Source organism: Rhodococcus sp. NPDC019647, from assembly GCF_044389235.1.
Lineage (GTDB): Bacteria > Actinomycetota > Actinomycetes > Mycobacteriales > Mycobacteriaceae > Rhodococcus_F > Rhodococcus_F oxybenzonivorans.
Map to the genome: position 1 here is coordinate 1 of NZ_JBIRXS010000003.1, position 20,887 is coordinate 20,887.

Below are 20,887 nucleotides of genomic sequence, written 5' to 3' on the forward strand. Positions count from 1 at the left end.
CAGACATCAGCCCCAACTCCGCGGCGGTCGAGCCCGCAAGCACCGGATCGGAGGTCGCATGAAACTCACTCATCCACAGGTATTGACAATATCTCACGAAGCCTGCGCCACCGACAGTAATCCGCCATGCCCGAATAGCAGTCCCAGAGGCAACGCGATCAGCACGTAGATGCCTGTGATGATCGCGGTCGCCATGAGGCTGCCGTCGCCGGAGAAGAGTAGTCCGAAGCAGGCGATCATCACGACGAGCAGTGCCGTGGGAGCTTGGTGGTGCCGCAACAGGGAAGAGGTGAAATTCACGGTCGAGCTCCAATCATGGTGCCGCGCGTAGTGAGCCCGGTGGCGAGGACAAGGAGGATGAGCAGTGGTGGTATCACGCCGGCTATGTGTCCGCCCACATAGCCCTGCGCCAGGGACTGAATGAGACCCAATACGATCCCCCCGGCAAATGCGGTTCCTGGGCCGCGTAATCCCAGCAGCACCGAAGCGCTCAATCCAAGCACACTCAACTGCAGGGTGCTGGTGTACGCCAGACCGATCGTGCTCGCGGCCAGGACGCCCACTACTCCGCACAGCAGGCCGCTCACGATCAGCGCACCGCACTGCATCGATCGCACCGGAACACCCAGCAGCGCTGCATGGTCCGAAGAACTTGCGGCGGCCCGAATCTTGAGGCCGAGCGACGTTCGACTCAAGGCGACCAGCACAACAATAAGCACCACCATCGCGACGACACCTGCGATGAGACGCGACTTGTTGACGACAATCTCACCCCAGATGAACGAACCTTCGACGAAACTGAGGAATCTCGGCGATGTCCCGTACCACACAAGCACGCCCGCCGAGACAGCCAGGCTGAGCCCGAAAGTGGCAAGGCCCATTCCCAGACCATCGCCGTCGGCTTGACGCCATTTGAACAAAAGGAACAGACCTGCCGGTATCAGCGAGACAGCAACAGCCGCAAACACGCCGATGATCGGTCCATAAGGAATCCCGATCTCAGCGGCGACGATGCCGCCGACCGCAACATACGCCCCGACTGCGAAGTCGAAGACGCCGGTTGTCTTCCAGACGAAGGTCAAGGGAAGCGCAAGTATGCCGTAGAGGCTGCCGATCAGCACACCAGCTACCGCCATACTGAGAAAGTCGGACATACACACACGTATCCTTTGTCGATGGCTCCCGCAGGATGGTTTGTCCCCGCAGGGTTGTTCCGGAATCGGCATCAAATCAGAGATGTCTTGTCGTGCCGAGTGATTCTCGGCACGAAAGAGTGTCAGCATCACGGTGTCCGTGTGCTCTCAACCAGTATCAGCGTTCGTAGCGTCGAGCACTTACCGTCCCGCCAACCAGCCGCCACCTCGGATGCCGCGACGTCCCGCTGCAACAGCGGGGGGAGTGGGCATCACATCGTGCGAGCAGGAAGCGGACACTCGGATCGGTGTCGCAGACGAACTCGGCATCGCGTTCTCAGGTATTGAGCGACGCGCCGCTGGTGTGCCGTTGAGCGGTCAGACTCCGACCGCACTGCGGCGCGAATGCATACGCTCCCTGTCGCTTCCGGACGACCAGCGTCGTGGTGATCGGCGGCTTCGAATCGATTTCGGTCACCTGTCGAACCCGTAACGAGGATAGGCGCCGTACACCTGGGTCTCGAACAGACCCATACCTTGGTCGCCGTTGCTCGACTCCATGCGACACACGACATGCGTGGGTCCGAGGCGCTGGGTCAGTGAGAGGTCCGTGGTGTCGTACGACACCGAGTCGCTCCACATTTCGCCCATGTACTTACCGTGGCGCCAAGCGTCGGGCCCACCGTAGCCGGTTCCGGCCCGCATCCAGCCCCGCGCAACTGGTGTCATTTCGACCGAGGTCACGCTGCCGTCGATTTCCTCCCAACTGACCGATCCCGAGACGAACTCGCGCGTCTCGGGATGGAACTTCAAGTCATGTTCGGCTCCGCGCAAGACCTCGACATCGAGTCCCGATTCGATTGACGGCATGCGCCGCACGGTGTCCACCGCCCGTCGGCCCTCAGCGTTCTCGCCGATGGCGAAGTGGATCGAGTAGTCGTCGAATTGCATGGGCGACCAGATCCACAATGCAGCACGCTCGCGGTGGACCTCGTCACGGTGAGCTTGCATGATCCCGTCAGGCTCGCGCTCCAATCCGATCGCGCGGACACCCCACGCGCGGTCCCGAGCGCCGCTCCATCCCTCATGGTTAACGTCGAACGTCTGACCGTCTACTACGATATGGCCTTCCCAGAGGCCCGTCTGTACCAACCGCGTGCCTTCGCTGATGACCCGTCCGAACGCTCGGGTGTAGTGGGCGGGTTCCTCGAACAGGCCGACCGCGGCCGTCCACTCCAGCTCCATCTGGACACCGCCGTCGTGTTCCGGCGAGCAGGTGAACCGGAACTTCCTGCTCGGTTCAAGCATTTCGATTCCAATCGGACCAACCGACGTCGTGTCGAACCGGTCCAAGCCCAGCTCACGCGAACCACGTGTCGTGGTCTGTCGACCAGGGAGCGACACTGAGGCGAACGCATCGATCACACCCAGGTTGGGATATGAGCCCATTCCCAATTGGAAGTAGATCCCGCCCTCTCGTGAAAACCCGCACAACATGTGCCGATCAAAGAATCTGCGATCACTTGTCGCGACGTATCGCAGCAGCTCCGGAGTTTGATGGATCAGATAATCGTCACCAGAACTGATCATGGTTTCCTTCCTCCGCTAGGACTCGATCCAATTCGGACCGAATCATTTTTGTCTGTGCAGAAAAGTAGATGACCTGCTAGGGCTGTCTGCCACGTCACCGCATCACGCCATGATCGCTTTCGACATCGCCATCTACACCGAACGCTTCTTTAGTCAAAGAGATTGACGCTCTGACACGTTGGCTGCTGCGTCTCATGCCGACGACCTCATGGCCGGTCCTGTGTCCAAGGTCCATCGGCAGCGCAAGCTGTGGTTGTCGTCTTACTCGAACGTCGCCCAGTATGCCTGGAACACCCAGAAGATTTTATGTCAGGCGAACTGTTTCGATGGTCATTGTTGTACTCCATCCTCCGAACATCGGCAAGGATCTGCCCGTCGGCCAGAGAGTGGAATGCCTTGTCGGTGGCGAACCCACCAGTGAACCGCCCGTTGATTCAAAGCGACACGCAGGCAAGTTTTGCCAAGGCGAACCTCGATCGATGAACAACGCATCCAACCGCGTACCAGTCAGCATTCCACCGCCTATATGCAGGCGCCTCGGTGCCGTCGCCCACCCGCATGACGCCGGTACGCGCCTGGTCGCGCGGCAATCCGTTCCCGCAACCCGGTAGACCGATCCGACGTGCAAGACCGGAACACACGCGTGGCGAGCGTCCCCCGTCGACTATGTCCGGAAATCGCAGGTGCAGGCCGTCGACTGTGGGATCGGTTCGGAAAATGAAGGCTCACAACTGATCCAGAAATACGGCCCGCAGCCGTGATTTACGCCCGCACCGCTCCGGTGCTTGCTGTGGACGCTCGTCCCTTGCGGAAAATTACGGACACCGCTGTCGCGATTCAGTAGTTTCAGCGGAAGTGGGCCACATCACATATCCGATACCTTTCCCTTACGTCTTCACTACCGCAACCACTGGAAAGAGGGTCTACCCACCATGGACAACATCGGCCTACTGATGATTTACGCCAATTTCCATGAGGGCATGAGTGACGCCGAGATGTTTCGGCAGGAAACCGAACTCGGCGTCCTGGCCGAAGAGGTCGGATTCGACTGCGCATGGGTGCCGGAACACCACTTCGACGTATACGCCGAAAGCCCCGACAACCTCCAGACATTGAGCTATCTTGCCGGTCGAACCAGTAGGATCAAGCTCGGCACCGGCGCGGTGATTCTGCCCTGGAACAGTCCGCTTCGGGTCGTGGAGAAGCTCCTCATGCTCGATCACCTGTCGAATGGGCGCGCCGTGTTCGGCATGGGACGAGGGCTGGCCGCTGTCGAGTACGAAGGCTTCGGAATCGACATGGAATCGTCCCGGGCGAGGTTCGATGAGGCGGCACCCATGATCATTCGTGGCCTCAAGACCGGGATAGTGGAAGGCGACGGACCGTACTACCCTCAGCCGCGGGTCGAAGTCCGCCCGGCGCCGGACCCGAATCGCCCGTGGGAAGACCGAATTTTCGGTGTTGCAATGTCCCCGACCTCGGTCCCGCCTGTTGCGGAAAACGGCGCCACGATGATGACCTTTATTCAGTACGAAGTGTCCAAGCATGCGGAGTCGGTCAACGAATGGCGCAGACTCTACCGTGAACACCATGGGGTACAGCCGCCGCCGGTCATGACGTTGGACGCCTGCTACTGCCACCAAGATCCAGAGGAAGCCGAGCGTGTCGCGCGCAAGTATATGACGCGCCACTTCACCTCGATAATCCAGCACTACGACATGGCTGGCAATCACTGGCGCTCGACCAAGGGCTACGAGAACTACCAGCAAGATGCGGAGATCATTCAGGCGGCCGGCATGGAGGCCGCGGCCGCCGGCTATCCCGATACCCAAGTTTTCGGAACGCCAGAGCAGATCATCGAACTCTACCGAGAGCGAATGGACGTCCTCGGTGAGTACTCGCCGACCATTCAACCGTCGTTTGGTGGAATGCCGTTCCCGATGGTCCGGGAAAGTGTCCGGCTGTTCGCCGACAAGGTCATCCCGGAACTCCGCAAGATGACCACCAAGACTGTCATCGGAGTCTGACCATGGGGGTCACCGCAAACCTCAAAGAGCTGACGACCGAGGTGCTCTGCGACGGGTTCGACTTCCTGGAGGGACCACGCTGGCACGGTGATCGACTGTGGGTCTCCGATCTGTTCCGTCAGCGGGTCTACACTGTCACGCCCGACGGGTCCGCAACCGAGGTCGCCGTCGTAGAAGGTGTGCCCTCGGGAATAGGGTTCCTGCCGGACGGCCGCGCTCTCATCGTGTCCATGCAGGATCGGAAGGTCATGCGGCTCGAACACGATGGGTCGCTAGAGGTGCATGCCGATCTCACGCCTTTGGTAGGGGACGACAGCATCCTCAACGACATGATGACCGACAGCGACGGATGGAGCTATGTCGGCAACATCGGCTACGACAGCGTCCGGGGTGCTGAACCCAAACCGGGGAACATTGTTCTGGTGTCCCCGACGGGGTCGGCCAGTGTCACTAACTCCGGCGATCTCGACCTGCCCAACGGTTGTGGCCTGCTTCCGGGCGGTGCAACGATGGTCACCTCCGAAAGCGTGGCCCATCGGTTGCTTGCTTGGGATGTTGTCGATCACACGCTCACCAACCGCCGGGTCTACAGCGACCTGCCGGACAAGCTTCCGGATGGCCTGACAGTGGACGCCGCCGGTGGGGTGTGGGTCGCGTGCTTCCTGAGCCATGAGTTTCTGAGACTCGAGGACGGCACGGTCACACATCGGATTGCCACCGGCAACCGGCGAGCGGTGTCCTGCACGCTCGGCGGCGAAAACCGCAGAACACTGTTCTGCCTCACCGCCGATACCAGCCTGGAAGACCTGGCGCAGGGAAGGGCGAAGTCGCGGATCGAGACAGTCATCGTCGACATTCCGGGGGCAAGTTCACCCTGAACCGGTGTCGGTACATCCCAATAGATTGGCCGGAGTGAGGTAAACACCATGAGCACAGAGGAGATTCGATGACGCAGGAGTGCGGGAGATCCCACGACGGGCCATCGCTTTCGGGCCACGTCATCCTCGTTACCGGAGCCAGTAGCGGACTGGGACACCATGCGGCGCAGGCCCTGTCTCATGCCGGCGCCAACGTGGTGCTGACCGCGCGGAATTCAGAGCCTCTGTGTGAACTGGCCGCCGGGCTGCCATCAGCTGCGCTGGTGGTACCCGGCGACCTCACCGACGAGGAGCATCGCAAACATCTGATCAGCGCGGCTCACGAACGATTCGGCCGTATCGACGGTCTCGTGAACTACGCCGCTGCAGCGCGGGTACAGCCCGCGCTGCGGGAGTCGACCACCGACTTCGATGAAATCATCCAGATCAACCTCGTCGCCCCGTTCGCGTTGGCGCGAGACGCGGCAGCGGCGATGCGCGAACAGAACATAGCTGGATCGATAATCAACATTTCATCGGTGGTGGGCATTATTCCGGTTTCTTGGCAACCGAATGCGAGTTACGCGGCGGCCAAGAGCGGGTTGATCGGCCTGACGAAGGATCTCGCCTCCCAGTGGGCAAGGTATGGCATCCGGGTCAACTCGATTGCACCTGGCCCGTTCGTGACCGGTATGTCCGGTTCGGAGTACGTCGAGGGTGAGGGTGCCGAACGGATGCGATCAGCGGTCCCGCTGGGGCGGATGGGGAGAATCGATGAGCTTGATGGCCTCGTGAAGCTCCTGATGCACTCGTCGAGTTCTTTCATCACCGGGCAGACGATCGCTGTCGACGGCGGACTCAGCATCAGTCTCTGATGGCCGGATCGGCGCTGCCGGAACGTCGGAAGGCTGATGTCGGCCTAGGAGAGACGGGAGCGCGGCCGCCCGGCCTGTGAAATCCCACACCCTTGCCGAAGCGAAAGCGGCACAACCTTCATCGGATCGAGGAAGTCACTATGCAAGACCCGAATTCCCCCTATTGGGACCGCGAGCGGGAGACGATGGATCCCGGAATTCGCGACAAGGCGTCCTTCGAGGCGCTGAAGAACCAGCTGGCCCGGTGCTATGCGGAGATTCCATTCTACCGGCGTTTGTGGGACAAGCACGGATTCGACCACACAAAGGTCGAAACGTTCGCCGACTTCACTGCTTCGTGCCCGGTGGTCACAAAGAAGATGCTTGTCGCCGACCAGGCAGCATATCCGCCCTTCGGCTCCTACCTCGGCATCGACCCGTCAGAGATATTCCGGATCCACGGGTCCAGCGGGACCAGCGGGACACCGACGATGTATGGAGTCAGTCGCGAGGAGTGGGAGCAATCCCGTGAAATCTACGCCCTGACACACTGGTCGATCGGAGTCCGGCCCGACGATATCGTTCTCTTCGCCTTTCCCTTCGGCCTTTTCTTCGGGGGCTGGGGAATGCTGCACGCTGCCGAGAGCGTCGGTGCCAAGTTGCTACCGATGGGTGCAGCCACTACACAGGCCCACGTCGAGATGATCTACAAAATGGGCTGCACGGTGATCGAAGGTACCCCCTCGTATCTGATTCGACTCGCAGATGCTGCCCGCGACCTCGGTTACGATCCGGCGAAGTCGCCACTCAAACGCGCACTGCTGGGAGGGGAGCCGGGCGGTTCGATTCCGGCTACGAAGCAGCGGATCATCGACGAGTGGGGCCTGATCAGTGCCTGTGACTCCGGAACCAGTTCCGAGATGTTCCCGTTCTGCACGAGTACCGAATGCACTGAGATGCAGGGCCTCCATCTCTACAACGACGAGATCTGGACAGAGATCGTCGAAGCGGATGACCCGTATCGCGCTGTGCCGGAGGGAGAAGTCGGACACCTGGTGTATACCCATCTGCACCGCAGATCCCAGCCTATGATCCGTTTCGCCGTCGGAGATCGAAGTTACCTGACTCGCGAGCCATGCCCTTGTGGACGAACTTACCCTCGCTTGCCGCAAGGCCTGATGGGACGAGTCGACGACACATTGGTCATTCGGGGAGCAAACGTCTACCCCACCAATGTGGAGCATGTGCTTCGTAGCTTTCCGGAAGTAGGGGCAGAGTTTCGGATCCAGGTCAGTACTCGAAACCACCTCGACGAACTACTGGTCCAAGTCGAAATTGCCGACCGGGAAATGCCTGAATCGGAGAAAGCCGATCTCGGGAAGCGATTGGAATCGGCTCTGACGACCCACTGCCTGATTCGCGTACCCGTTGAGCTTGTACCACCCGACACGCTACCGCGAGCTGCGCTGAAGGCCCGCAGGGTAGTAGATCACCGAAAGTAGGCGAAATATAATGAATACGACCTTCGACGATGTCGACCTGGTTTGCGAAGAAGCCCTCGCGGACCCGCACACGTACTTTTCCCGCCTGCGCGATCAGGCTCCGATTGCGTTCATGCCCAATTATGGATCTTGGCTAGTCACCGGCCACCCCGAGGTTCGTGCTGTCCTGAGTGACCCAGTCTTCACCTCCGACCGTATTCGTCCGTTCATCGAGCGGAAGCTCGCCGGTCCCGATACCGACCCCAGAGTGCGGGCCGCCTTCGAGATGTTGTCCAACTGGCTTGTCTTCAATGATGCACCGATCCACACGCGTCTGAGGAAACTCGTTTTCAAGGCGTTCACACCGAAGACTCTCCAGGCGTTGGCCGAACCGATCGATGGTTTGTGCACCGACCTTCTTGAAAAGCTTCCCGCGAAGGGTCATTTCGACGTCAAGCATGATTACAGCGATCCGCTCGCCGCCATCGTGATCGCCCAGCTGTTGGGTGTGCCGCCTGAGGACCGGGACCGATTCAAAGCGTGGTCACAGGATGTGGGTACCCTGGTGTCGGCGGGTCTGAACGACCCTGATCGGCACGCAAAGGCAGCGGCAGGCATGGAACAGCTCGGAGCCTACTGCTTCGAGCTCCTCGAACGGAATCGGGGCGGGAACGCTGACAACCTGATGACACGGCTGGCTGCCGCGCAGGTGGACGACGACACCCTGTCCGACGCCGAAGTCGTCGCTACATGCACTTTGGTGCTGTTTGCCGGCCACGAAACCTCCGCGAATCTGCTGGCGAATGGCATTCGTGCCCTGCTCCGGCACCCGGATCAGCTGACAAAATTCCGGGACGGTGATGACGAAGTGCGCCGGATTGCCATCGAAGAACTCCTTCGATTCGACGGTCCGGGGAAGGCGGTAGTCCGCTGGTCGGCTGGCCGCGTCCAAGTGGGAGATGAGATCATCGAGCCCGGGCAGCGCGTATTCTCTGTGCTGGCCTCCGCGAATCGTGATCCTCGGGTATTCGACGATCCCAACACGCTGAACATCGAGCGTAATCATAATCCGCATATTGCATTCGGCCACGGAATCCACCATTGCATGGGGTCGTCCCTTGCCCGGCTCGAGGCGTCCATCGCACTGCCGAGGCTCTTCGATGCATACCCGCATCTGGCCGTCACGAACACCGGACTGACCTGGCAGCCAGTCTTTCTCGCGCGAAGTCTGGACGAATTGCCCGTGTCGGCAGGCCACGCGTTGACAGGAGCAGTCTGATGACCTCGGATTCCGAACACACCGACTTGGCCACAGCAATGGTCGACGGGGGCGACGACTTTCTGATCCACCAGACTCCCGAATTGCTACGCTATGTGGCGACCAGCGACCGTAGATTCTATGATCGGCACTGGATCTCCGGTCATTCGTCGAGTGATGAGCTCTATCTGATGTTCGGGCTGGGTTCGTATCCGAATCTCGGCGTGCTGGACGCGTTCGCCTCGGTCGCAATCAATGGTGAACAGCACACGGTCCGCGGTTCACGAGAGCTCGGAAACAACCGCTTCGACACGACACGGGTCGGTCCGATCGACCTGACCATCCTGGAACCGGGACGGAGCTTCCGGATCGAGTGCCGTCCCCACAGTGGGGAGGTCGAGTTCGACCTCGAGTGGGAGGCGGCTACACCCTTGTTCGCGGAACCGGGTCACTTCGAGCGCTCGGTAGGCAGGATCATCCAGGAAGGCAGCCGCCTTGTGCAGACCGGCAAGTGGTCGGGCTCGTTGCAGGTGCGGGGGACCAGCTATGAGGTCACTCCTGACAGGTGGTGGGGCGCACGGGACCGGGCCTGGGGCGTACGGTCCATCGGTTTGGAACGTGAGCCACGTGGAATATTGCAGGCCAAGCAACAACAGAACAAGCGTGCTGCGCTGTGGATTTGGGCGCCCATGCAGTTCGAGGACCACACCGTCCATTTCACCCTCGGTGAAACCAGTGACGGCCGACGGACAGGAAACGCTGCTCGCGAAGTCCGATTCTCCGGCATCCGTGAGCTCGAACAGCTCGAACACGATCTCGAATTCGATCCCGACACGCGCGACTTCATTAGAGGAAGCGTGTCATGGAAGGACCCCAACGGCGAACGCACGACCGTGAAGGTCGAACCTTTGACCCAGGGTTGGATGCGTGCCGGAACCGGATACGGCGGACCCGACCCGTGGCGGCACGGAAAGTACATGGGCGAGAACTGGTCCGACGTCGTCAGCTTTGATGTCAGCGAGAAGGGAGACAGATCACGGCTGGGCCCTGCCCATGTGGTCTGCCGCTTCGAGACGAGCCGCGGCGAGGTTGGATACGGACTGTTTGAGACCCAGGTGTATGGGCGCTACGACCGCTACGGATTCGGACAATGAGGTCGACGACAGAGACCGCCTCCAGCGCGGGTTCGAAAGTTGAGCAAGAGCTCAGAGGTTATCTTGACACTCTCTCTATGCCGGCAACGATGGTGTCGACACCCCGCCGGTTGAGCGGTGGGGCGTCCAGAGAGACCTGGGCGGTGGACGTAAGGATCGGTGATCGGACCGGCGACACCGTCGGGCTGGTTTACCGAGGCCAGTTCGGCGAACAGAAGCTGGCCGCGAGCCTCCGGGAGGAGCACTTGGCGATGACCGCGCTGTACCAGGCGGGTCAGCCGGTGCCGCGTCCGTACCCGGCGCCGTCCGAGACCGGCGACATGGCTTTCATGGTGATGGAACGAGCAGCCGGTGTGGACCTGCGGAAGGCGATGTCGACACTTTCGGAGAGTGTGCGTTCGGCACTCCGGGTGCAACTGATGAACAGTCTGGTGCGGATACACGGGATCGACGCCGACCGCGTATTCCCGTACCGTGGTGGCTACGAGTACAACGTCGATTCGCAGTTGCACCAGTGGATTTTGCCGATCCTTGCTGACGACACCGCAATCGACGTCCCGCTGTTGAAGGCGGCGGCACGCAGACTCGACGCCTTCCGACCTGCCGACGGGCCTGTATGTCTACTCCACGGCGACTTCAAGGCCAACAATATTCTCGTCGAGGGAGGCCGGATGACGGCGATCTTGGATTGGGAACTGTGTCACGTGGGCGATCCGCTCGAAGATCTTGCGTGGACGCGGCTGTGGACCACCCGTTGGGACGTGATCGGTGGCCTGTTCGATTCTCAGGAGTTTCTCGATCAGTACGCCAATTCGTCTGGTACCGAGATCGACCCGGAACGGTTCGCGTACTGGGAGCTGTTCAGCTGGGTGAAACTTGCCATGATTCTCCGGCGCCAGGGCCAGGAGGCACAGGAGGCTGGGTCGAGCCCGATGCTGGCCCAGTTGGGTAGGTCGGTGGCCCATTGCGAGGTCCACATAGCCGCCCGGTTGGGCGCGATCGAAGGGGCAACATCATGAGCCGGGAACCCCTCGACGCAATAGCCACCGTACGTGACTTCCTGAAGCACACAGTCCTGAAAGAAGTTCCAGCCGATTTGGGTGGCGAGGTCAAGGCAGCAGCGAAACTGCTCGACGAGTGCGTCCGCGAGTTGACGGAACGAGATTCCGCGTACGCCGAGATCGACCGAGATCTCGCAGACCTCCTCGATCGACCGGACATCCGATCATCGACAGTTCCCCGGGACGAAAGGTCCCAGTTGGAGGGTCACCAGGCACTGCTTGCCCAGGCTGATCGCGCTCTCGCCGGTCTCCACGGGCAGCGGACCGAATCGGCCGGGTTCGGTTCGACGGAGGCAACTTCGGCGATTATCGCGATCTGCAATCTGCTCCGCAGAGAAGCGGAGGCTCGCAGTCGATGGCAGTCGGTCTTTCCCAGTAGCGCTGTGAATGGGACGAACTCAGAACACGCCGTCGGCTCCACTATCACGAAGGAGAAGCAATGACCTGGGACTTCAAAATCGACGAGCGGTGGGAAGCCGAACTCGACTGGATGCGCAACCTGGTTCGGGAGGAGCTCCTCCCCTTGGACGCACTGGAACTCACCCACGATGAGGCGATGCGAGCTGTCCGGCCCTTCCAGGACCGGGTGAAAGCTCGAGGTCTGTGGGGCACTTACCTGGGACCGGATCTTGGCGGCCCAGGACTGGGACAGGTCAAGCTGGCCATGATGCACGAGATTCTAGGCGAGAGCGAGCTGGCCCCGCTGGCTTTCGGTAATCAGCCGCCGGATTCGGGAAACGTGGAACTTCTGGCGATGGCTGGAACGGACGAACAAAAGCAACGCTGGATGAAGCCCGTCTACGACGGTGAAGTCGTCAGTTCATTCTGCATGACCGAGCAGGGGACTGGCTCGGACCCCACACAGCACGTGACGGCGGCGCGCCTTGTCGGAGATCGCTGGGTTGTCAATGGACGAAAGTGGTTCGTCGCCAACGCCCGGCGAAGTATGTTTCAGATCGTGTCGTGTGTTACGGAGCCGGACGCAGACAAGCACCACCGGCAATCGTTGATCATTGTTCCGACCGATACACCAGGAGTGCACACGAGGCCGATCGGAACCATCGATTTCCCAGACCACAACGGGCCGCTCCACGAATACTGTGAGATCGTCTATGACGACGTGAGGGTGCCGGCCGAGAATCTACTCGGGTCTCGAGGCGAGGCGTTCATTCTCGCTCAGAAGCGTTTCGGGCCGGGACGCGTGCATCACTATATGCGATGGATGGGGATGGCACGCCGGGCATTGAATGCGATGATCGAGCGATCGGTGTCGGTCAGCGTTCATGGATCAGAACTCTCCCAAAAACAGTTCATCCAGGATTTCATCGCGAAATCCGCGGCGGAACTGAACGCCGCGCGGCTACTCGGGCTTCATACCGCATGGAGACTGGATACCGTCGGAGCGCTGGAAGCGCGCGCTGAGATCGGGATGCTCAAGTACCACGGCGGCGAGGTGTTGCGGGACATCCTGGACCGAACAATCCAGGTGCATGGATCCCTCGGCGTTTCAACGGATCTGCCATTTGCGCGGATGTACGCATATGCCCGTACCGCCCGCATCTACGACGGACCTGACGAGGTGCATAAGCAAACCGTCGCCCGTCTGCTCACCCGCGACGTCAAACCCCGGGAGATTCCGAGCGATTCACAACCCGCACTGCGGAAGCGGGGATTGCAACTCTTTCCGGACGCGTTAGCGGAGCGTAGCACCGTGTCGGTCGGAAACTAGGTATGACTATGCAAGACTCGCGACACAAGAACCCTTGGTGCGCCTGCTGTGGCACCGAGAATTCCGAGAGTATGGGACTGATTTGGTCCTCCGACGACGATACCGTCGTCGGGCTCGCGCACCTGCGCGATGTCCACGAAGGGGCAGGCGGCGCGGCGCACGGCGGTCTTCTCGCCGCACTCTTCGACGAGGTTCTCGGTCGGGCATGCGAGCAATGGGGACCGCCGTCAGTCACTGCCAGCCTGACCGTGAACTATCTCGCACCGATCCGCTTGCCCACCGATGTCGAAGTGCGCGGCCGCTGTGCCGACATCGACGGCAGGAAAATCCGTGTGGAGGGTGAAATCCGCCAGCACGACCAAGTGGCCGCCACAGCCAGCGGACTATGGATCACCCTTCCCAAGGTCGATTTGTATGCAGAGAACGGGAGAACAACATGAACGAGATCGTGGTTGATTTGGCAGCCTGCCAGGGTTACGGCAACTGCGTCATCGCAGCCGACGACACCTTCGATATGGACGATGACGGACTTGTCCTGCTCTTGCGTCATCAGGTTCCTGCTACCGATCTAGAACGTGTGGCGGAAGCAGTCTCCAGTTGCCCGGTCCAGGCGCTGAGCATTCGGCGTGACGATGAACACTGACGCACCGGTTGTCATCGTCGGGGCATCGGTGGCAGGAGTCCGGACCGCACAGTCCTTGCGTCGATTGATGCCGGATCAAACCATCGTGTTGATCGACCCCGATCGCGACGCACCGTATGACAAGCCGCCGCTGTCGAAGGAATACCTGAAAATCGGCTCGGAGTCGGTGAAGCTAGATCTGATCGGGCCGGAGGGGCTCGATGTTGAACTCCGTACCGGTGTGGCTGCCGTCGGTCTGGATGCCGTGGCACAACTAGTGCAATTGTGCGATGGGTCGACGATCCCGTACTCGACAGTCGTGATTGCTACCGGCTCGGCGCCGAGACCCTTCCCTTGGCGGGGAGACGGTACGATTCGAACCTTGGAGGACGCCGAACGAGTCCGCGCCGCCCTGGATGCGGGCGGGCCACTGGTGGTGGTGGGTGCCGGTGTCATCGGTATGGAGGTGGCCGCAACGGCACGCAGCCGGAATGTGGACGTAACCGTCGTTGATGTCATGCCGACCCCACTCCTGCGCATGGCCGGTGAGCATGTCGGAGGCATCGTCAGAGCTGCTCACGAAAGCCATGGTGTCACTTTCGCGCTCGGCAGTTCAGTGGCTGAGGTGAGCGGTGGTCCCGGAGAATGGCAGGTGGTTCTGGACGATGATCGGGTGCTGGAAGCAGCTGTGCTGCTGGTCGGCACCGGCGTCAGTCCGAAGACCGAATGGCTGCAGGACTCACAAATCCTGCTAGACGACGGTGTGCTCTGCGACGACTACTGCCGGGCAATCACAGACGAGGCGCCCACGGGGCTGCCCTCGGTCTATGCGGTCGGTGACGTTTCACGCCCGCGACGAGACGGTGTGCACCAACGGCTGGAGAACTGGACCAATGCAGCAGAGCAAGCAGCGGTAGTCGCCCACAATATCGCCGATCCGGCATCCCGCCGGACCTACCAACCCGTGGAATACTGCTGGTCGGACCAATACGATCTCCAGCTCCAAGTGGTGGGTCGCCCAGTGGGTGCGCCGGCGCGGTCGCTGTCTGAAGGTGATCGGACGGCGGTGGTGTACGAGAATTCCGGGATCGTGTCCGCGGTGGTCACCCTGCGATGGCCGCGGGCGGCAATGGCCGCACGCCGGGCACTGATCAAGAAAACCGCCGTAGACGAATTTGTCGAAAGCAAGGTGTTTCAGAACTCGACTTATGCTGAAGCAGCGACACTTCGGTCGTGACTAATCACCAAGGGAAGGGCAATCCACATGCACACATCCGATGTGATGCAATGGGGCCTCGGCGGTACCTCGAGCGAGGTGTCGAGTGGTGCGTAACAACCATATCCAGGCGCTGACAGCTCTTTCCCATGGCGAGGCAATTGTAGTCATTGAACTGACGGAAGACTGGCGCCCGCCGATATTGGTTCTTGCGGCCGAGCATGCGACGACGCGGTTGGTGGCGTTCGCAATGAATCACACCGCAGGATTGTTGACTGTCGCGCTTCCTGCTGAGAAGTGCGAACGGCTCGACATGCCGATCATGGCGCAGGAGGCGCAATGCGCCGATATTGCTTACACGGTTGCCGTCGATGCAGCCGAGGGCATCGGTACCGGGATCTCGGCGACGGACCGCAGTCGAACGATCCGTCTACTCGGCGCTGCATCCACGCTCCCAGGGGATTTGACCAGGCCTGGACATGTTCTCGGAGCTCGAGCCCGCCGGGGTGGAGTATTGGAGCATCGTGGACCGGCCGAGGTGGTCGTAGACCTTATGGGTGAAGCTGGCGTGTCTCGTGTGGGGGTTTCTGTGGACTCGTGAGTCCGAGCGATCCCGCGGCGATGGCCTCGCGGGAAGACGCGCACGATTTTGCCCGAAAGTACGGATTGTGTGTGACGACCACTGAAGAGCTTGTGGCGCTCCGCCGGGCGGCGATGGTTGAATTCTGCGGCAAGACGGTTTTGGAGAGAATACCCGCCACCCGGTACGCATACCGAGACAGGTTTTCCGGCGCCAATCACGCAGTGCTGGTTTACGGCAACCGGGGCGACGGAATGGCTCCATATGTCGACGAACAGCTCTGCGCCGTATGGTATTGCGCGGGCGGCGATCCGCAGTACTGCGGGCGGGCTGTTAACGCCATGGCCCCACGGAGCAGGTGGCAAGTGCGACGGAATCCTGCGGCTGCGCTACCGCAACAGCCTCTCCGAGCCCGAGGTGGTTACCCCGGGGCGAGGTCTACGAGGTCACCGTGCCGATGTCGGTCACCTCGAACGTGTTCTTGCCCGGTCACCGCATCCGCCTCGACATGTCGGGCAGCAACTTCCCGCATTACGACCGTAACTCCAACACCGGCGGGGTCATCACCTCCGAGACGCTGGAGGACATGGTCGTCGCCGACACCACCGGGCACCACGGTGGGGGTAGCTGACCCGGCTGGTCGGGCCGGGGCGGGCGGCGGAGATCGCGTACACGGCGTGGTTCGTCGGCGCGGAGGGGTCGCCGCAATATCGAGCGACGCGTCCGTGCCGGATCGGGCTGGCGAACCGGGTGGCGCCGAGCGAAGGCCTGTTCGGCGAGCCGTCGCGGTGGCCGAGACTATCGCGACGAACTCCCGGGCGGCGTCCGGATGTCGAACCGTGCACTGCAGCGGAACCAGGAAGGGGCCTCGTACGCGGCCGCACTGGAGTTGGAGAACCGCCAGGCGCTGCTCACCCGGTGCGCGAACATGCCGGAGGCGTTGGCGGCGTTCAAGGAGAAGCGGGCGCAACGTCACCCTCGTCGACCACTTGGCACTCGACGGATTGCACGACGCATTCACCGACCAGCCGATGGGACTGCTCACCCGGGGCCTACAATGACAAGGACGTCATCGACCGCGAGGACCAGGACGCGTTCTCCGTCCGCTCCCACCAGCTCGCGGCCAAGGCCTGGACAACGGAAATCCGCGACGACGAGGTCGTCCCCGTCGAGATTCCCGCCCGCAAGGGTGAGAGCGCCTGACTTCTGACAACAATGTGCGGGCCAGGTCTCGTTGAGTTGCGAACAGGGCGTGTCGGTCATGGTGTCGACAACTTCACTGGCGGTGTCAGGGTGCTGGAGGTGGTTGCGGCGGCCAAAGGGCGCGACAACCCGACCCTGAAGTCCAAACAATCTCCGAGGCGAAGCGCCCGTAATTCGGTTCCACGCAATGATCTTCGACCGCTAAACCGGACATAATATAAATTATCGGTCTCTCGAAAAGATCGTACAAGCACATTTGGCGATCAGCACTGCCAGGGCCATCGCTGCGGAGCGCGGGCTGATCACTCGATTAGCGAGCCGCAGACCGGGCAGGGCGGAGTGCTGTCCTGCAGAACCTGATCGCAGTCCCTGCATCGGGAGGCAGGGGGTTGCTCGACCGGCGGCTGCGCCTTCGGACGGCTGCGGCCTCGGCCGCCTCATCTTGGCGCTGTTCCATCTCGCACGGGCCAAGTTCTGCGGTCGTAGGGAACCAATATCGCCCGTGGATGGGGCCCGATCGGGGAGCCGCGTCAGATTCCACGTTGGTGGCCGTTCGAGTGAGGGAGCGTTTCGAGTGTCCTGTTCGAGTGTCCGGTGAGAGGATCGCGAGCGGGACGCTGGGCGCGCGTAGGGACAATCGACTGGACGGGCTGCCTTCATCGTGACCACCGCGGGGGAGTTCTCAACCGAGCTGGCCGATCGCACGGTTCGATTCATCACCGAGCGTCTGCAAAGGATCGCCGGATTTCATCGGTTCTCGAGCTTCCGGTATCGGGGTGTGCCAGGATTTATTTGGGTGAATACTCGGGCCGAGCCCGAACACAGGGTTCGGGCGGTCGCCATTCAGGGTGGTCGACATGCGGTTTGTGAACCAGATAACGGCGATTGCGTTTGTCTCGATTCTCGTCAGCTCAGCGTGTAGCAACAATTCCGATCCGTCCAGTTCGCCACCGACGACTGTGGCTCATCCGCCGGCGGAGTTTGTCGAGGGTCCGTGCGCGAAGACGCCGAATCCGGTCCCACTGCTGGACAATGCTCGCTGCGGTGACTTGGTGGTACCGGTGAACCGCACCGAAGACGACAGCGGAACCTTGCGCTTGGCAGTAGCGATTGTTCCGTCGGAAACGCAGCCGCCGACCAAGGCTCCGATCGTCTTTCTCATGGGCGGGCCCGGTCAGGACGCAGTCACCGATCCCCCGATCAACCCGGACGTCCCACTGAACCGTGACCGCGATCTGATCCTGATGGGACAGCGCGGCAATATGACGTCCAGCAAGCCGTTGCCCTGCCCGGAGATCTTCGAGTTCTTCGCCCGGAGGATCGGAATGGCATGGAACGCGGAGTCCACACGGGATGCGTACGTAGAAGCGGTAAAGCAGTGCCACGACCGCCTGGCTCCCACCGTGGACCTCTCGGCGTTCAATTCGACCGAGAGCACCTATGACCTGATTGATTTACGCACGGCACTCGGCCTCGAGAAGTGGAATGTGTTCTCCCACTCGTACGGTACCGACCTTGCGCTGATCTACATGCGTCACGACGCCGACGCTGTCGAGTCGATCGTGTTCGACGGAGTGACGCCTCCATCGGCTGGTGCCCTGGGGTGGACCTGGGCCAGCGCTCGCCAAGCATTCGACAACATGGTCAAGGCGTGCGAGGACCAGCGGGCATGCACAGAGCGCTATCCTGACCTGGGGGCAACGTTCATCCGGCTGGTCAAGGAGCTCGAAGCGAAGCCCATCACCACGACGGCCAACGTTGAGGGTGCAGGAGAGACTAAGGTCGTCGTCGACGGCGGAATGCTGCTGAACTGGTTTGTCCCCGTGGCTACCCATCTACCGAAAGAGTTCCCATCAACGGTCGATGAGCTCGCACACGGGAATGCGCAGCCCATTGCGTCGCGTTGGGCCGAGGTGTGGGGGCATCCGGAGAGGGGCATCCTCCATTGGGGCCTCACCCTGAGCATTTGGTGCCGTGAATGGATCCCGTTCGAGACCGTCGAGCAGTCAATGCAACAGGCGGAACAGGAATTCCCTGAACTGCCGGAGTCCGTTCGGGCCCAAGCGCCGCAGCTGCCGTTTCTGCGCGACGCCTGCGAAGTGTGGGACGTGCCGAAGGCCCCTGACTCGATCCGAGACATCACCGTGAGTGACATCCCTTCGCTTGTGCTGTCGGGATCCTACGACGGGCAGACCGGAGCGGTGTGGGGCGACTACATCGCGAAGGATCTCTCGCGATCCATAGTCGCGGTAGTGCCGGGAGCTGCACACGGTGTGTATGCAGAGCCACCGTGCGGAGCCGAGATAATCGCGTCGTTTTTCGACAATCCGGAGAAGCCGGACACATCCTGCACGGACAGGACGCCACTGCCGGCATACGACATTCTCCCGCCACGCTGATGACGACCGAGGTGTTCGCCGTCGGTGGCCCTGAGTTGTCGCGCCGGGCGGTGCTCGGCGGGGCGGTCGCCGGGTTGGCGGTGCTCGTAGTGCCGGCATGTTCGTCGAAGGAGTCGACGACCACAGCTATCAGCGTCCCGGCGAACGTGAAGGAGGCGTTCGACGAGCTCGACGCCAAGATCGACAAGGCGATGAGGGACTACGCGATCCCCGGGGTTGCGGTTGGCGTCATTGCCGACGGTGAGGAGTACATCAAGGGGTATGGGGTCACCAATGTCGACCACCCGACACCGGTGGACGGCGACACCCTGTTCCGGATCGGCTCCACGACGAAGACGTTCACCGGAACGGCCGTGATGCGCCTCGTCGACGAGGGCAAGGTCGATCTGGAGGCACCGATACGCCAGTATCTGCCCGATTTCGCGGTCGCCGATCCAGAAGCGAGCGCCACGGCGACGGTGCGACAACTGGTCAACCACACGTCGGGTTGGCTCGGTGACGATCTCCAGGACTTCGGTCGAGGCGACGACGCGATAACCAAGTTTGTGGCGTCGATGACCCGGCTCCCACAGAAGACCCCGCCGGGCACGGTCTTCGCCTACAACAATGCGGGGCTGGTTGTGGCGGGGCGGATTGTCGAGGTCGTGACTGGATCGGTCTACGAGGACGCCGTCCAGAAGATGCTGCTGGACCCGCTCGAGTTAAGTCACACCCGCTTCTTCTCGGACCAGATAATCGGCCGGAATATCGCCGCCTCACACAACGTGGACGACGGAAAAGCCGTTGTGGATCCAGGTTTCTGGTTCTTCTCGCGCAGTTGCAACCCGACCGGATCGTTGATTTCCAGCGTGCGGGATCAGGTGCGCTACGCGCGCTTCCACCTCGGCGACGGCACTACACCCAAGGGAGATCGGTTGATGAGCAGAGACTCGCTCATCGCGATGCGTTCCAATCCCGGTGTCGGCGGCACGCTTCAGGTCGAACTCACCGGTATGGGAGTGTCATGGATGCTGCGGCCGTCCGCGGAGAATGAGACGATCGTCCAACATGGCGGGACCTGGGCGGGTCAACGATCCGGGTTCTTCATGGTGCCCAGCCGTAACTTCGCCATGACCGTGCTCACCAATTCCGAGGGTGGAGGGAAACTGCTCAACGAACTGTTCGCCGAGGACTGGTCGCTCCGCCGCTTTGCCGGAATCAGTAACCTGCCCGCGACGCCCCACAAGTTGAGCACGGCCGAGTTGGCACCCTACGAGGGGGCATATGCCACTGACGACATCGATCGATCGGGCACCCTCGGTACCGTCGTGATCAACTTCCGCGGCAAAGATGGCCAGCTCGTCGGGAACATGAGCGACGCCCCGGATGGCACCTACCTGCCGGATGAGCAGACAGTCCCGGATCTCGGCCTTGCGCTTTACAAAACCGACTATGGGCTCGACCTCGGCCCAGACCTCGAACCCACCGGCACCCGATCCAACTTCCTTCGGGGGTCCGATGGGAATGTCGCCTGGTTCAGCAACCACGGACGGCTCTACCGGCACCTGCAGTAATTAGCCGATCTACCCCGGGAAACGTTGGCGCAATGCGAAATTGCATCAGTTCACACTCCTGGCTTTCGTTGTGGTTCTCGCCAATTTCCTCGGAAACGCAGCCACCCACCAAGGGAACCAAGCGTGGGGGCCGGATCGGTCATCTGATCCAGTGCCGGCGGCATAGTGGA

At 61.3% G+C, this 20,887-nt stretch carries 20 protein-coding genes and 2 pseudogenes; 18 read left to right on the forward strand and 4 right to left on the reverse strand.

Annotation, left to right across the window (positions count from 1 at the left end; translation table 11 throughout):
* Nucleotides 1-93: 93 nt before the first annotated feature.
* The 3 genes from ACH49N_RS07495 to ACH49N_RS07505 all read right to left on the reverse strand — a co-directional run bounded on the left by ACH49N_RS07495 (nucleotide 94) and on the right by ACH49N_RS07505 (nucleotide 2,441).
* Entirely contained in the window at nucleotides 94-300 is a 207-nt protein-coding gene (locus ACH49N_RS07495) for a hypothetical protein (protein WP_358278039.1), read from the reverse strand.
* On the reverse strand, nucleotides 297-1,154 hold the full coding sequence (locus ACH49N_RS07500) for a branched-chain amino acid ABC transporter permease (RefSeq protein WP_358278041.1): 858 nt from the start codon (nucleotides 1,152-1,154) through the stop codon (nucleotides 297-299). Before ACH49N_RS07500 ends, ACH49N_RS07495 begins: the two co-directional genes overlap by 4 nt.
* 453 nt (nucleotides 1,155-1,607) lie before the next feature.
* Nucleotides 1,608-2,441 carry a hypothetical protein gene (locus ACH49N_RS07505; RefSeq protein WP_358278043.1) on the reverse strand — a complete coding sequence of 278 codons (834 nt, stop codon included), beginning with the start codon at nucleotides 2,439-2,441 and terminating at the stop codon, nucleotides 1,608-1,610.
* Between the two features lie 1,214 nt (nucleotides 2,442-3,655).
* Between ACH49N_RS07505 and ACH49N_RS07510 the strand changes: the two genes are divergently transcribed.
* From ACH49N_RS07510 to ACH49N_RS07585, 16 genes and pseudogenes are all read left to right on the forward strand, one after another.
* The gene (locus ACH49N_RS07510; protein ID WP_358278045.1) at nucleotides 3,656-4,750 is read left to right on the forward strand and encodes an LLM class flavin-dependent oxidoreductase; all 1,095 of its coding nucleotides are present in this window, start codon (nucleotides 3,656-3,658) and stop codon (nucleotides 4,748-4,750) included.
* A gap of 2 nt (nucleotides 4,751-4,752) precedes the next feature.
* Nucleotides 4,753-5,628: an SMP-30/gluconolactonase/LRE family protein gene (locus ACH49N_RS07515; RefSeq protein ID WP_358278046.1), complete on the forward strand. Its 876-nt coding sequence runs from the start codon at nucleotides 4,753-4,755 to the stop codon at nucleotides 5,626-5,628.
* 68 nt (nucleotides 5,629-5,696) lie between these two features.
* Nucleotides 5,697-6,482 (forward strand): SDR family oxidoreductase, encoded by a 786-nt coding sequence (locus ACH49N_RS07520; RefSeq protein WP_358278048.1) that lies wholly within the window; start codon nucleotides 5,697-5,699, stop codon nucleotides 6,480-6,482.
* Between the two features lie 140 nt (nucleotides 6,483-6,622).
* Entirely contained in the window at nucleotides 6,623-7,963 is a 1,341-nt protein-coding gene (locus ACH49N_RS07525; protein ID WP_358278050.1) for an AMP-binding protein, read from the forward strand.
* A 10-nt stretch (nucleotides 7,964-7,973) separates the two neighbouring features.
* Nucleotides 7,974-9,221: a cytochrome P450 gene (locus ACH49N_RS07530; RefSeq protein WP_358278052.1), complete on the forward strand. Its 1,248-nt coding sequence runs from the start codon at nucleotides 7,974-7,976 to the stop codon at nucleotides 9,219-9,221.
* Nucleotides 9,221-10,354 carry a hypothetical protein gene (locus tag ACH49N_RS07535; RefSeq protein WP_358278054.1) on the forward strand — a complete coding sequence of 378 codons (1,134 nt, stop codon included), beginning with the start codon at nucleotides 9,221-9,223 and terminating at the stop codon, nucleotides 10,352-10,354. The genes ACH49N_RS07530 and ACH49N_RS07535 overlap by 1 nt, the downstream gene beginning before the upstream one ends.
* Nucleotides 10,355-10,431: 77 nt before the next feature.
* Nucleotides 10,432-11,373: a phosphotransferase family protein gene (locus tag ACH49N_RS07540; RefSeq protein WP_358278056.1), complete on the forward strand. Its 942-nt coding sequence runs from the start codon at nucleotides 10,432-10,434 to the stop codon at nucleotides 11,371-11,373.
* Nucleotides 11,370-11,858, forward strand: a complete 489-nt coding sequence (locus ACH49N_RS07545; RefSeq protein ID WP_358278058.1) for a hypothetical protein — start codon at nucleotides 11,370-11,372, stop codon at nucleotides 11,856-11,858. Before ACH49N_RS07540 ends, ACH49N_RS07545 begins: the two co-directional genes overlap by 4 nt.
* Nucleotides 11,855-13,144 carry an acyl-CoA dehydrogenase family protein gene (locus tag ACH49N_RS07550; protein ID WP_358278059.1) on the forward strand — a complete coding sequence of 430 codons (1,290 nt, stop codon included), beginning with the start codon at nucleotides 11,855-11,857 and terminating at the stop codon, nucleotides 13,142-13,144. Before ACH49N_RS07545 ends, ACH49N_RS07550 begins: the two co-directional genes overlap by 4 nt.
* A 71-nt stretch (nucleotides 13,145-13,215) precedes the next feature.
* Nucleotides 13,216-13,584, forward strand: coding sequence for a PaaI family thioesterase (locus ACH49N_RS07555; RefSeq protein WP_358278061.1), 369 nt, complete (start codon nucleotides 13,216-13,218; stop codon nucleotides 13,582-13,584).
* Nucleotides 13,581-13,787 (forward strand): ferredoxin, encoded by a 207-nt coding sequence (locus ACH49N_RS07560; RefSeq protein ID WP_358278063.1) that lies wholly within the window; start codon nucleotides 13,581-13,583, stop codon nucleotides 13,785-13,787. Before ACH49N_RS07555 ends, ACH49N_RS07560 begins: the two co-directional genes overlap by 4 nt.
* Complete coding sequence (locus tag ACH49N_RS07565; RefSeq protein WP_358278099.1) at nucleotides 13,777-15,003, forward strand: FAD-dependent oxidoreductase; 1,227 nt, start codon at nucleotides 13,777-13,779, stop codon at nucleotides 15,001-15,003. The genes ACH49N_RS07560 and ACH49N_RS07565 overlap by 11 nt, the downstream gene beginning before the upstream one ends.
* Nucleotides 15,004-15,091: 88 nt before the next feature.
* Nucleotides 15,092-15,583, forward strand: a complete 492-nt coding sequence (locus tag ACH49N_RS07570; protein ID WP_358278065.1) for a 3,4-dihydroxy-2-butanone-4-phosphate synthase — start codon at nucleotides 15,092-15,094, stop codon at nucleotides 15,581-15,583.
* Nucleotides 15,584-16,019: 436 nt separating this feature from the next.
* Nucleotides 16,020-16,193, forward strand: coding sequence for a CocE/NonD family hydrolase C-terminal non-catalytic domain-containing protein (locus tag ACH49N_RS07575; protein ID WP_358278067.1), 174 nt, complete (start codon nucleotides 16,020-16,022; stop codon nucleotides 16,191-16,193).
* Nucleotides 16,190-16,535: pseudogene (locus ACH49N_RS07580) on the forward strand (enoyl-CoA hydratase/isomerase family protein); the annotation flags it as partial. The gene ACH49N_RS07575 and the pseudogene ACH49N_RS07580, both read left to right, overlap by 4 nt.
* A pseudogene (locus ACH49N_RS07585) lies at nucleotides 16,531-16,756 on the forward strand (acetyl-CoA C-acyltransferase); the annotation flags it as partial. The pseudogenes ACH49N_RS07580 and ACH49N_RS07585, both read left to right, overlap by 5 nt.
* Nucleotides 16,757-17,447: 691 nt before the next feature.
* Here ACH49N_RS07585 and ACH49N_RS07590 read toward each other — a convergent pair.
* Complete coding sequence (locus ACH49N_RS07590) at nucleotides 17,448-17,624, reverse strand: hypothetical protein (protein WP_358278069.1); 177 nt, start codon at nucleotides 17,622-17,624, stop codon at nucleotides 17,448-17,450.
* Between ACH49N_RS07590 and ACH49N_RS07595 the strand changes: the two genes are divergently transcribed.
* Together ACH49N_RS07595 and ACH49N_RS07600 are read left to right on the forward strand one after the other, a co-directional pair.
* On the forward strand, nucleotides 17,623-19,164 hold the full coding sequence (locus ACH49N_RS07595; RefSeq protein ID WP_358278071.1) for an alpha/beta hydrolase: 1,542 nt from the start codon (nucleotides 17,623-17,625) through the stop codon (nucleotides 19,162-19,164). The two genes, ACH49N_RS07590 and ACH49N_RS07595, sit on opposite strands and share 2 nt — an antisense overlap.
* Complete coding sequence (locus tag ACH49N_RS07600) at nucleotides 19,164-20,717, forward strand: serine hydrolase domain-containing protein (RefSeq protein WP_358278073.1); 1,554 nt, start codon at nucleotides 19,164-19,166, stop codon at nucleotides 20,715-20,717. Before ACH49N_RS07595 ends, ACH49N_RS07600 begins: the two co-directional genes overlap by 1 nt.
* Nucleotides 20,718-20,887: the final 170 nt, after the last annotated feature.